The organism is Streptomyces sp. NRRL B-1140, assembly GCF_001280065.1.
GTDB lineage: Bacteria > Actinomycetota > Actinomycetes > Streptomycetales > Streptomycetaceae > Streptomyces.
The window spans coordinates 38,215-50,392 of sequence record NZ_LGEA01000111.1 but is presented as its reverse complement, the minus strand read 5'-3'; the positions used below and the strand labels follow the sequence as shown (position 1 = coordinate 50,392).

General features: G+C 69.2%; 12 protein-coding genes. 3 read left to right on the top strand and 9 right to left on the bottom strand.

From position 1 onward, the window contains the following. Positions 1 to 632 precede the first annotated feature (632 nt). Positions 633 to 1,982, bottom strand: a complete 1,350-nt coding sequence (locus ADK65_RS25700; RefSeq protein WP_053673061.1) for a helix-turn-helix domain-containing protein — start codon at positions 1,980 to 1,982, stop codon at positions 633 to 635. 79 nt (positions 1,983 to 2,061) lie between these two features. Continuing rightward, complete coding sequence (locus tag ADK65_RS25695; protein ID WP_053673060.1) at positions 2,062 to 3,318, bottom strand: helix-turn-helix domain-containing protein; 1,257 nt, start codon at positions 3,316 to 3,318, stop codon at positions 2,062 to 2,064. Positions 3,319 to 3,655: 337 nt separating this feature from the next. Here ADK65_RS25695 and ADK65_RS25690 point away from each other — a divergent pair, with 337 nt between their 5' ends. Further along, a complete protein-coding gene (locus tag ADK65_RS25690) occupies positions 3,656 to 3,949 on the top strand; it encodes a hypothetical protein (RefSeq protein ID WP_234352956.1) in 294 nt (97 codons plus the stop codon). A 108-nt stretch (positions 3,950 to 4,057) separates the two neighbouring features. Here the strand turns inward: ADK65_RS25690 and ADK65_RS25685 are convergent, their stop codons facing one another. From ADK65_RS25685 to ADK65_RS38970, 7 genes are all read right to left on the bottom strand, one after another. Next, the gene (locus ADK65_RS25685) at positions 4,058 to 4,609 is read right to left on the bottom strand and encodes a kinase (protein ID WP_420709078.1); all 552 of its coding nucleotides are present in this window, start codon (positions 4,607 to 4,609) and stop codon (positions 4,058 to 4,060) included. Positions 4,610 to 4,617: 8 nt separating this feature from the next. Beyond that, entirely contained in the window at positions 4,618 to 5,430 is an 813-nt protein-coding gene (locus ADK65_RS25680) for a DUF6042 family protein (protein ID WP_053673054.1), read from the bottom strand. A 65-nt stretch (positions 5,431 to 5,495) separates the two neighbouring features. Further along, positions 5,496 to 6,005 (bottom strand): hypothetical protein, encoded by a 510-nt coding sequence (locus ADK65_RS25675; RefSeq protein ID WP_053673052.1) that lies wholly within the window; start codon positions 6,003 to 6,005, stop codon positions 5,496 to 5,498. Positions 6,006 to 6,132: 127 nt separating this feature from the next. Continuing rightward, positions 6,133 to 6,657, bottom strand: a complete 525-nt coding sequence (locus ADK65_RS39360) for a hypothetical protein (protein ID WP_234352955.1) — start codon at positions 6,655 to 6,657, stop codon at positions 6,133 to 6,135. Positions 6,658 to 6,859: 202 nt separating this feature from the next. Beyond that, complete coding sequence (locus ADK65_RS25665) at positions 6,860 to 7,639, bottom strand: hypothetical protein (RefSeq protein WP_053673050.1); 780 nt, start codon at positions 7,637 to 7,639, stop codon at positions 6,860 to 6,862. 100 nt (positions 7,640 to 7,739) lie between these two features. After that, complete coding sequence (locus ADK65_RS25660) at positions 7,740 to 8,561, bottom strand: hypothetical protein (RefSeq protein ID WP_053673048.1); 822 nt, start codon at positions 8,559 to 8,561, stop codon at positions 7,740 to 7,742. Positions 8,562 to 8,649: 88 nt separating this feature from the next. After that, entirely contained in the window at positions 8,650 to 10,572 is a 1,923-nt protein-coding gene (locus ADK65_RS38970; protein WP_053673046.1) for a pRL2-11, read from the bottom strand. A 449-nt stretch (positions 10,573 to 11,021) separates the two neighbouring features. Here ADK65_RS38970 and ADK65_RS25650 point away from each other — a divergent pair, with 449 nt between their 5' ends. Both ADK65_RS25650 and ADK65_RS25645 read left to right on the top strand, forming a co-directional pair. Continuing rightward, entirely contained in the window at positions 11,022 to 11,876 is an 855-nt protein-coding gene (locus ADK65_RS25650) for a hypothetical protein (RefSeq protein WP_053673044.1), read from the top strand. Then, positions 11,873 to 12,079: a hypothetical protein gene (locus ADK65_RS25645; RefSeq protein WP_053673042.1), complete on the top strand. Its 207-nt coding sequence runs from the start codon at positions 11,873 to 11,875 to the stop codon at positions 12,077 to 12,079. Before ADK65_RS25650 ends, ADK65_RS25645 begins: the two co-directional genes overlap by 4 nt. Positions 12,080 to 12,178: the final 99 nt, after the last annotated feature.

The following is a 12,178-nucleotide window of genomic DNA, read 5'->3' as shown; positions in this document are numbered from 1 at the left end:
CCGGCAAGCCGGGGCATAGAGCGCGAATTGCGCAAGCGCAATTCGGATTCCGGCGCAAGCGCCGGAATGGAATTCCGCAAGCGGAATTCAAAAGGCAGGGCAATTCGCGCAAGCGCGAATTGCGAGCGACCGCGCAAGCGCGGTCGCCACGGCTGGCAGCAAGGGGAAGTGCATCACGCTCGGGCCTGTGTAGCCACTGGGAATCCCGGCCACCACCCCCGCAACGGAAGTGACGGACCATCGGCACGACGGGTGCTGGCCCCACCGCAGTGACGGGTTCCGCTTACGCTCCACCCTGACACCCCCTCAACTCCCGAAGCCTGCATAGCCAAGCCCAACAACACCCCGCCAGGATACAGGACAACCGGCCTCTACGGGGTGAGGTTCGGCCATGCATCACCCTGGGGGTGGAAGTTGACGCAAGGAGGATGCATCACGGTGATGCACTGTGTAGAGTCTGGGTACAGACACCACACCCCCCGAGCCGCACCCGCCGGGCCGGGATTTCCTTTCTGATTACGCGAACCATTCCGCAAAAAGGAGAACACGGGGCATGGACGCGACGGCGCCCGCCCCGGAGCTATGCCCTGGGCGGGCGCCAGTTCGTGTACGCAGGATGTGCTCGGGCAGGCTCACTCGACCGTGTCGTCCGTAAGGTCGACCTTGGCCTGTGTGGCCCACTGTTGTACGCGTGGACCGTAGCGCTGGGAACTCCAGTATTTGGTGCGGATGGCGCCGTCCGTGGTCATCTGAAGCGTCTCCGGGTAGCCGAAGTGCTGGATCAAGCCTGCGGCGAGGACTGAGGTGGCCGCAATGAGGCCTGGTCCGTCTTCGGCGAGGTCGTCGATGTCGAAGACGGACGTCGCCTGGGGCTGCTCGGTCACCTGGTGGCTGCCGAGCGAGCCACCGAAGCCTCGCGGATGACGGAGTTCAGCTGGCAGATCGGGAGTGACAGGCGCGATGGTCGCGCGGACCGTGGCGGTGCCTCCGGCCGCTGACCGGTCCCGCGCGTGGCGGGCCAGGAGCCGGAGTCCGGACCAGATGTCGAGGACCAGGTCCTCGTCCTCGATCCGGCTGGCGGTCGTGTTCTCATCCACCTGGCCAGGCCGGGCGAGGTCGGTTCGGTTGGCTGCGATGGCGGCGAAGGCGCCGGCGCCGCTCTGGTGGAGCTCGCACGCGATCCATTTGGCCTTCGCGGGCTCGGAGCCGCCGTGCGCGATCAGGCGACGGCTGCCCACCGTGACGTGGCGGACCGTCACACCGCGCGGGATGACGAGCAGATCCTTGTCGATCGTCTCCTGGCGGAAGGTGCGCCAGGCCTTGGTGTCGAGGGCGAAGTCCCCATTGACGTCAGGGACCAGGGTGACGACGACGTACGTCTGCTCGCCCGTGTCCAGGCGGCTGATCAGGTCGCGTTCGTAGCGGAGCAGATCGTCGTAGCGGGTCTGGCGGCGGTCGAAGCGGTCCTGGTAGGCGGCAGCCACTTCCGACTCGGTCAGGTAGATGATGCTGGCGCCATTCCGGCGGGGGTAGCGCAGGCCCTCGTTGACTAGGACCCCGTGCGGAGCAGAGGGACTGCGGGGCACCGCGATCATCAGGACGCCATGGCCAGGCTGGTTGGGGTCCTCGATCTGCCGGACGTCGAAGGTCGGCAGGGGATGGACCAGGTCGGCCACGATGTTGCGGATCCGTAGCACCTCGCCGTCACTGAGCGCGACGCCGGGGAGTTCAGCCGCCCGGGCCTGGTCATCCTCGGCAACTCCGAGCAGCAGGACTCCGCCGGCGGTGTTGGCCAGGGCTGCCACGTCACCCGCCAGGTCGCGCTTGGCCTTGTCGTTGCCGCCGTAGAGCTCCCCCTTGAACTCCAAGTCGTAGGACTCGGAGACCGCGTTCGTCTTCAGCGCGACGATCTGGGCGTACGAGACCGCGTCCAGTCGGGCTCCGAAGAGCCCTTCCAGACGACGGGAGCGAAGAGCAACCATGACGCTCGATACTGCCCGAACCGCCCCCTTCCGTCACAGGATTAAGTGGAACTGACCCACGCGGCCGGTGCGGCGGCTCTCAGAACGTTGCGGCGGTCGGAGCCTGCCGGAATCCGGCGGCGATCTCATGGTGGCGTGCGGGAACCGTGTTCGGGCCGACGCGGACGTAGAACTCCGCGCGCTGTCCGTCGCGGTAGGCGTACATCTGGCCCCCGCCAGAGACCTCGAGGGCGAGGACCGTCTTGCCATCGTGTTCGATCACGCGTGGCTCGTAGGACGGCACCGGCTCCAGGTTGTCCCGGATCATGCCGACGACCTGGAGGACCTGCTTGTCGACGTTCGTGCCCTCGGGCAGGCCCACGATCTGCAAGTCGTCCCGGACGCCGATCAGGACGGTGCCGCCGTCCTGCGATGCGAAGGCGGCGATGGTCTTGAGCATCTTCTTCCGCGAGTCGCCCTCCGGGACCTGCTGTTTGCACTCCAGGTGCTGTCCCTCACCGTTCGCCAGGAGAAGGTCCAGCTCCGGGCCGGGCTGCTCCCAGACAACCGAGGCATCACGGGCGCGCCCGTACGTAGGAGCGGGGAAGCTGCGCCAGTCCAGCCGCTGGTCCTCGCGGCGGAGCATCAGCAGGCTGTCGGGCGCGAGTCCGTCGGGCAACGCGAAGCTGTAGGCGCCGGCGCCATCGACGGACTGACGCTCGTTGCCCGCCGCCCAGCTCAGCTCCAGTACCGCGCCGTCCAGGGCCTCGCCGTCGACGACGGCCGTCAGCAGGTCGGGCCCGATGGTGATCTGCGAAAGCCAGCCCGCACGCTGCGGCAGGGTGATACGCCACAGATCCGAGCGGCCCGCGTTGCTGTCGTGGGGGCGCTGGTGCAGGAAAGCGCTGAGGGCCTGGTCGAAGTTCAGGAAAGGGGGGCCGTCCCCGACCAGCAGGTCATGGCCCGTCTGGAGCATGTTGGCGTCCCGGTTGATGGTCCACTCGGTGCGCGGCCACGGCGTGGCCACCCGGCCCCACTCTTCCTGGCCGCGCAGCCGAGAGGTGGAGGCGCTGGAGGCCGGCGGGCCGGGGACGACGACGTGGAGACCGTGGACGTCCTGTTCCTCACCCCGCAGCAGCGCGGCGACCGTCGGGCCGGGCAGGGGCAGTTCCAGGAAGCTCGCCGTGCTGTAGCGCCAGGCCCGCTGCGTCAGCGGGGTGTCGTCCAGGGTGACCTGGCCATGGTGCAGTTGCCACTGTTGTGCGTCCGCGACCAGTGCCAGCCGGACGTTCACGGCGGCGCGCTCGCTGAGCATCGCCAACAGTGCGGCCGTGTCCGTCTGCCCGTTGTTCGCCATGCCCGGCTTCCCTCTCCCCGCAGCGTGTGGAGCCGAACCAGGCGCATCGTCACGGCCCGTGCTCCCGAGCAGGCTACGCCGGGGATAGCTGAGCAGGAGGCCAAGGGGCTTTGCTCAGCTCAGGCGGTAGCCAGGCAGCTCGAGGCCGGCGGCCGCGGCGCAGTGCCGCGTGGGGTTCGATTCCCCGCGTCCGATTCGAACGATCCGACTCGAATTCGAGTCACTCGGACCCGGCTTTGTGGGGACGCCAGTGCGAGGACGTTCCCGTCAGCAAGATGGTCTTGTTGGGCGCAGTTGCAGCTTGAGAGGGGATCGAATGCCTACAGGAGTGGCTGTCGTGTGCGACACCGACGACTGCTTCGCCGTCTACCTGGCGGTGGAGACCGGCGACGACGAAGACACGCGCTCCGCCTCCGAGGTCTCGCAGCTGGCGCGCGACGCCGCCCAAGGCGACGGGTGGGTGGTCAGCTTCGGCTTCCGGCAGCCGGTGATGACCTGCCCCGGCTGCGCGGACGGCCGGGGACCGGTGCGTGAACGCGGGGACTGCCGGCGGTGCATGGGACGCGTCGACTCGGCATCCCGGTGCGTGTACTGCCTGCGCCAGGTGGAGCCTTCACAGCCCGAGGCGTGACGCCGACGTCGCGCTGTCGTTGAACAGCACGACTCCATACACCGGGCCCCGGGATGCCTTCACTCCCCGGGGCCCGTGGTGTGTCCGGACGCGGGGCCGGTAGGGGCGTCAGCGGTCGATCGGGAGCACCTGGTCCAGGCCGCTCTCGCGCAGGATCTGCTGGATGGTGTCGTCCAGCGTGCTTGCCGCGTCGATCACGGATTCCAGGCCGTCGGGCAGCAGGTCCTTCTCCCGGTACCAGTCGCGCAAGTGGTCAGCGGTGACGTGCTTGAGGTACTCGGCATCGGGTTTCGTCGCGTGCCGCAGCAGCGTCTCGGTGTAGGGCACGTGGAGGTAGTAGCAGCGTGAGACACCTCGGTGGGCGCGCACCAGGTCCTGGAGCATCGTGCCGTAGCGGTCGGCGTACAGGATGCCCTCCACGACGACATGGAAGCCGTTGTTCAGGGCGTAGCGGGCGGTGAGGTCGATCAGGCCGATGTTGGCGCCGCCGGGCCGGTCGCGTTCGCGCAGCACGATGCGGCGCAGGTTGTCCTGGGCGACGATCGCGAGGTTGCGGCCGAACTTCTCGCGCAGGCCAGCCGCGACGGACGACTTCCCCGAGGCACTGTTGCCCCGGATCACGATCAGTCGCGTGTCCTCCGTTCCTACGGTTCCCGGCACGCTCTCCGTCACGCGTCGTCGCCATTGATGGTCAGCTGCAGTCGGTGCTCGTGGAAGTGGTCCCAGTCCATGACCAGGCGGAAGCGCTGGTGCGCCTCCAGGCGTTCCGCGTCGGCCGGCTCCTGGCCGCGCTGCACACGGGCGTCGCCGGACTGCACGAGCTCCGCGAGGGCGATGCGGACGTCGTCGGCATCCTGGCTGGTGGCGGCCGCCAGTCGGTCCAGGGACGTGAGGATCTCCTGCGGTTCGCCCAGATCGTCGACCAAGTGGTTGATGAGCCCGTCGACGAGAGGGCCGGTGCGCAAGGTCCAGCGGATCCCATCGAGCCGCTTGGCGAGGTCGGCGTCCAGGGGCAGCAGGTCACCAGGCAACGGCAGCGCGGCGGGCATCGACCACCGGGTGCCGTCCGGTGTCTCCTCGCGGCGCGCCAGGCCCCACGTGAGGTACAGCTCGGAAAGGTCCCGCACGGTCTTGGGCACCGGGTAGCCGGCGGCCGTGAGCATGGCGCCGAACTTCTCCCAGCGATGTGCCTCGTTCGCTTCACGCCCCTCCGGCGCCTCCTCGTAGTCCCATTCCTCATCGGGCCACGAGAACGTGAGCGCGCCGTCGAGATCGCCGCCGATCATGTCCCAGTGGCCTTCGAAGATCTCCTGAAGGAGGTCGTCCAGGGAGCCGGTGAAACCGGGCTGACTCGCGGTCCCGATCAGCATCGTCAGCGGGAAGCCCTGGCGGGGCAGGACGTGGTCCCAGCCCGAAGCCCACCAGTCGTTGTGCATCGCCAGGTCCCGGCGCGGCCCGGGCACCGACGGGTTCTCAGTCATCCGCAGCTCTTCCTCGAAACGGTCAAACGCTCGCAGCGTACGCACTGTTGTGCGCGAAGCGTTTGTCACACGCGCCCGACCCAGGCTTGATGGTGGGACGCGACATGCAGCCCCTCGCGCAGGCGGCCGCGCAGGACACCAACGCGTGTCCTGCCCTCCACGACCTGCAGCCCGCTGTCTGGCGGGTCCAGGAGGTGTCGGGCGATCAGGATCGGCGGGCGCAGCCATGTCCCGTGCTCTTCCCAGTGCCGGCCCACCTCGGGGCGGCGAACGTTGACCCAGTGCACCGGGTTCTCGGCGTAGCTCTCGATACAGCCGGCATCGGACGCTCCGGTCGGCATCTTGACGAAGTCCGCGGCTGGGATCGTCTCCAGCCGCCACCTGACGTCGCGCAGGTCGATGCCGCCGTAGTCGCGTACGAAGGCGGCGTTGTCGCCGTGGTCGAAGAGAAACTGCTCGAGGACGTCGTCCGGCCACTGCAGGGAGACCAGCGCCGGGTCGGCGCGGAAGCGGGCGAAGCTGAGGCCGCCGTCCTGGCGGCGTGCCATCAGCGGGCTGAGGTCGCTCAACTTCATGCCGCCAGGTGTACCGCAGGTTCCCGACAGGGTTCCCCGCGGTCGCCGCGGCCACCGTGATCCCGGACTACCCGCCGTCGGCCTGATGCTCTCCGGGGCAGACCACCGGGCCCGCCCGGCAGGGGCTTCAGCGGTCCCCGCGCTCATAGCGGACGATGGCGTCGGCCAGGTACCGCTTGAGCTCGTCAACGAAACCGCCGCGCGGGTCGATGAAGGAGCGCTTGCTGAGCGGGTCCGGGTCGGTCGACGACACGTACTCTCCCTCCCGAGCGGGCCGCAGCTCGGGATCGAGCCAGAAGCGGCCGGCGCTGCCGTCCTCCAGAAGCAGGATGGGAGAGTCCATCCACACGTTGCTCAGTTCTCCGTCGACCTCACGGCGTCCGGATATGCGGACGATCCGCCAGCACCGCTGCTGCGACACCCGGCGATAGCGCTGCCCGTCGGGACCGGTGTAGTCCCCGAACATCATCACGGGCTTGACCCGGACGAAGGTCTCGCTGCCGAACGGTCGCAGCCGTACAGCTGCCTCGGCTAACAACTGCTGAGCCTCGGCTCGTTCCTTGCGTTCTCGTTCCTCCCGCTGGCGCTCGCTGTTCTCCCACATGTTCGCCTTGGAGCGAGACGCCCTGATCGCGTCATCAAGACCACCCATGCCCGGCAGGGTATCCGCGCTCATCCACCGTGCATACAGGGCTACTTGGGCACGGCGAAGGTCGCGGGCCCTGCGTGACGCCAGCGTCGCGCCGTCGTTGACCAGCACGACTCCATACACCGGGCCCCGGGGAGGTCGTCTCCCCCGGGGCCCGTGGTGTGTGCGGACGCGGTCAGATCTTCCCGGCCGCCGTGGCGGTGAGCTAGTCGGCGGCTTCGGCGTCGGTCATGAGCAGGGCCTGCGTCGGGTGGGCGTCGCCGTCCTGGACGACGTGGACGCGGCCCGGGTGGGCGCTGGTCTTCGGGGTGGGGTCGTCTATCGGGGCAAGCCGCTGCCAGATGCCGGTGCTGACCCGGGCGAGGATGACGGCCGCGAACTGGTCGCGGGCGGCGGGGGCGAGGGCGCGGCCGGCGGCACGGCCGTTGTAGAGGATGTGGATGCGGGCCTGGCGTCCCTCGTGCAGGACGTCCTCAAGCGCGGTGATGGCCGGGGACTTCTTCGGGTCGTCCTTCTGCCGGAAGGTCTCCCAGTAGCGGGTGAGGTGCCGCAGGGTGTTGTCGGCCTCGTCGAAGACGACTATCAGGCGCGGCGCGTCATCGCGATCGCCTTCGAGGTCGATGCGGCGCTTCAGCTCGAGGTCGAGGCCGACCAGGGCGTCGTGGATGCCCGCGACGTTGCCGCGGTGTGTCACCGTCGGGAGCTCCTTCGCCCACAGGTGGGAGATGCGCGTGGCGTCGAGGACCAGGGCGTGGGCGCCCTGGTGGAGGAACTGGGCGGCGAGGGTGCGCAGGATGGTGGTGCTGCCGCCGCCGGTGTCGGTGCAGACCAGGATGTGCGGCGCGTTGTCGATGTCGACGGCGATCGCCGTTCCGTCGGTGCCGATGCCGATCAGCGCTGCCGAGGCGGGCAGTGCCTCCAGCTGCTCGCGCAGGCCGGGGTCGGTGAAGTGCAGCACCGTCGGGAGTGCGGTGGCGTTCGTCATGGTGCGGTGGTCCGTTTCTGTTCTGTGGCTGGTGAACCGGGTGGTTCTCGCGGCGAGGGTGCGTGTCGGCCGGACGGCGCCCGGTCCGGCCGGTTCGGCATCAGTCCTCTTCGGCCTCCGTGGCGGCGGCCCATGCGGCGGCTTCGGCGTCGGTCATGAGCAGGACCTGCGTGGGGTGGGCGGTGAGGCCCTGCACGGTGCGGAAGCGGCCCCGGTGGGCGCTGGCCTTCGGGACGGTGGCGATCTGGGGGGCCGCCTGGCTCCAGGTGCGGGTAGTGACCCGTCCCAGGAGGACGGTGGAGAACTGTTCGTGTCCCAGTGCGGGGTTGTAGCTCTGGGCGCCGGCGAGGACGTGGATGCGGGCTTCGCGCCCCGCGAAGAGAAGTTCCTCGTACGCGTCGACGGCCGGGGACGTCCTTGGGTCGCCTTCCTGGCGGACCGTGTCCCAGTGGCGGGCCAGCTGCCGCAGGGTGTGGCCGGCGGCCTCGAACACGACCGTCAGCCGGGGCAGGTTGTCGGTGTTCCCGTGTTCGTTGACGTGGCTGATGCGGCGCTTCAGTTCGTCGCGGAGGCCGATCAGGGCGTCGTGGATGCCGTCGATGTCGCTGCGGTACGTCGCCGTCGGCAGGGCTCGCGCCCATGGCTTGGAGATGCGCTTGGTGTCGAGGACCAGGACGTGCCCGCCATGGCGCAGGAGTTGGGCGGACAGGGTGCGCAGGACGGTCGAGGTGCCGCCGCCCGCGGCGGAGCAGACCAGGACGTGCGGCGATTCGGTGTCCAGGTCGACACAGACCGGCCGTCCGTTGCTGCCGAGGCCGATGAGGGCCTTGGAGGCGGGCAGCGCCTCCAGCTGCTCGCGCACGGTGGAGTCGGTGAGGCGCACCAGTTGCGGGAGGGTGCTCTTCTTGGCGATCTTCCACATGGCCGGGGGTTCCTTTTCTGTGCTGTGCCTGGTGAACCGGGTGTTCTCCAGGGCGAGGGGTCGTGTCGGCTGGAGCGGACAGGGCCGTTCAGTCGAGATCTGTGGTGCCGGTGGCGGCGCGGGGCCGGTTGCGTGCCCAGCGCTTGAGGTCGCCGACGCGGTAGAGGAGTTCGGCGCCGCGCTTGTCGACCGGCTTCGGGAAGGACGGGTCGTTGGCGCGGGCGTAGCGCAGCGCGGCGAGGGTGTAGGGCAGGTGGTGTTCGGCGGCCTGGCGCAGCCCCACCGTCTGGTCGTCGACGTCCCCGACCGGGGTCGCCGGCGACGTCGCCGCGGTGGTGCCGGGCGGGTCGGCGTCGTCGTCCTGCTGGGCGGGGAGAGCGGCGTGTGCGGGCGTCTCCGGCTTCGTGGACGGGGTCGGCATCTGGTCGTCCGGGCCGGTGGCCTGCGGCCCTTCAGCGGCCTTCTGGAGCTCGGCTGGGGCGGGCTGCGCGGGGACTGCGGGGAGCTTCCCGGCCGCTGTTGCCGACCTGCCTGTAGTGGCCCACTCGCGGGCTTCGGCCTCGGTGAAGAACAGCATCTGCGTCTCGCGCGCGGTGCCGCCGATGACGACCTGGGCGCGGCCGTGGTGCTTGGTGGACTTCGGCGCCGGGTGGACCTCGGGGGCGAGCATGCGCCAGGCGTTGACGCTGTAGCGGGCGAGGATGCGGGTGGCGAACTGCTCGCGGACCTCGGGCCCACCGAGGGCGCGGGCGGTGGCGGACTGGGCGACCAGGAGCACGTGCATGCGCAGCTGGCGGCCCATGTAGAGGATCTCGTTGAGGGCGTCGACGGCCGGGGAGACCTTCGGGTCGCCGGACTCGCGGATCTTCTCCCAGTAGCGGGCCAGCTGCTTCATGGTGGCGTTGATCTCTTCGAGGAGGATCAGCACCCTGGGGCCGATGGCTTTCGGGTCGGCGTCGATGCCGAGTTCGTCGGCGATCCGGGTGCGCAGCCGGCCTAGCTGCCCGAGCTCGATGAGCTGGTCGTGGATGTCGGCGATGTCGCGGCAGTAGGTGACGCCGTCGATGCCGTGGGCCCACGGGTGGGAGATGCGTTTGGTGTCGAGGATGTAGACGAGCGAGCCGTGGTGGAGCATCTGGCAGGCGATGCAGCGCAGGGTGGCCGACTTGCCGCCGCCGGTGGAGGCGTTGACCAGGATGTGCGGGGAGTCGGCGTCCAGGTCGACGGAGACGATCCGGCCTGCGGAGCCGAGCCCGATGATGGGCGCGGACTCCGGGGCCTTGGACACCAGCTCGCGGACCTTGGGGTCCTTGAAGAGGGCCTTCGCCGGGGGCTTGCGGGTCTTCTTCACCCGCACGTATGGCTTGCGACCCTCAGGGTGCCAGTCGAACGTCACGCCCTCCAGGGCGAGCTTCTGGGTGATGAGGTCGGTGACGACGTCGCGGGAGAAGCCCAGATGACGGGGCAGGTCGATGCGTATCTCCGCGTCGTCGTCGGAGAAGTTCTTCGGGATGTGGAGGTAGCGGCGCGGGTCGGTCTGCTCCGCCAGCCCGAGCGGCCGGTGGATCGCGTCGTGCAGCGGACCGACCCACTCGCGCATCAGCTCCCGGCGCTCGCGGGTCAGCGCCATGTACGCCGCGGTGCCCACGGTCAGCACGCAGGCCCCGCCGATGCCGCCGCTCTCCAGCGTCGCCAGGACCTGCTCCCGGTTGTCCCACAGCTCCTGGGTGTTCTGCACGGTGGCGTCCAGGTCTTGGGTGGCCAGGTAGCCGATCTCCCAGACGCCGGCGCCCAGCGCCAGGCGGAAGGACAGGCGTCGCCACCCGGGCTTGTAGGAGCGGCGCCGGACCTTACCCTCCACCTTCGGCAGGACGCGGGTGCCCGAGCGCCAGAACGTGGCGTCGGTCCGCTTCACGCCGTCCAGGTCCCGGCCCGCCAGGACCCGGCCGATCCCGCGTACGAGGGAGTCGGCGGACTCCTCCAGCTGCTTGTCGAACTTTGTCTGTGCCATGCCGTTGAGCGCCCTTCGTACCGGTTGTGCGGGGCGCAACGGTGCCGCGAGAAGCGGACACCCACGCCGGACACGGACGCTAAAACGATCTCCCTGTGGACAGATTTCCGTGACCGGCACGCAGCCCGTCAGAACGGCTAGCCCCGTGCCGGGCCTCCCGGTCTGACCCACGGACAGCCGCGCAGGGAGTCGTAGATGATCGGCCGCCGGTCCGTTTCAGTGCCTGTCCTGCATCGCTGAAGGACGCATCTGCCGTGTCAATTGGGGCGCCAGCAGCAATGTGCAGCAGTCAAAAAGCTGCCGCCGAAAAAACTTTGGATCGGTGTGTGACATTCACATCTCCGCACCGCACATCACGCAGTACAACCAGGCGACTGCCTGTGAATCCCTACGCGCGCGACAAGGGCGGTGGTCGAGGGGTCAGGGCGGTCCAAGACGGAGGAATTTACATGCGTGCGGTGCATCAGGTCGTGGAGGCCGTCGATGCGGACCTGCCCGGCAACCGGACGGTCCGGATTCAGCGCGATGCCGCTCGGGTCGACGAACTGGCCGAGAGCGGCTTCGACGGGCTGGCCTACAAGGTGTTCGAGAACGACCTGTGCCGGGAGGCCTGGCCGATCCTGCGGGGCATGCTCCGTGAGGGCCGGCTTCCCCGGATCGCGCTGAAGTGGTGTCAGGAGCGGGGCCTGCCCTTCTGGGTTCACCCCGACGACATGGCTCTGCTGCGTTCCAGTCCCGTGGCCCGCGACGAGATCCTCGTCGATGTGCTGATGCGGGCGCTGAAGTCGTTCAGGCGCAAGGCTCTGGTCGAGGGCGGCTGGAACCCCGACTACAAGGGGGGCCGGGGGGCCAGCTGCCTGACCACGTACTTTGTGGGCCAGTGCATCTGGGAGTTCCGCCGGGTGTACACGACATGGGCGAAGAACCGCCAGCGGTGGGCGGAGCTGCACGCGCTGTACGACGGCGCCGAGGAGACCGCGCGCGAGAACCCGAGGCTCTTCGGTCGGCTCCTGGCGGCGGGCTCCGTCTCCGAGACCGAAGCTGCGGTACTCAGCACCAACTTCGCGGACATCCTGGCCGAGCAGCCCGCCGTCACCCGGGCGGTCATCAGCCTGACCATCGAGGGCTACAACGACACCGACATCGCCGACGAGCTGAACATCACCCACGCCGCTGTCCGCATGCGCAAGACCCGCTTCCGTAAGGCGCTGTACGACGCGGCCCGAGAGCGGCGCATCTGGATCCCCGAGCAGCTCCACATCAAGGCCGGCACCCGCCGCCGCACCCAGCGAGGTGCCGCGTGACCAGCCGCCTGCTCATGTTCCTGATGCTCGTACTCGGTATGGGCATCCTCTTCTCTGCCCTCGCCGGTCTCATCGGGTACGGCATCTCTCGTCTGCTCGGTGCCCCGGTGGACAAGGCGATCGGCTGGGGCAGCATGGTGGCCTTCAGCATCATGTCGCTGTGGATCGCGCTGCTGGCCGTCGTCGTTCCGCTCATCACGTGAGGACGGACCGGGTCGGGGGGCTGTGCAGCCCCCCGGCCCTGGGGCAGCTCCGCAGGGAGGGCAGGCCGCCACGCCTTTCCTGCGGGCAGGCGTGGCGGC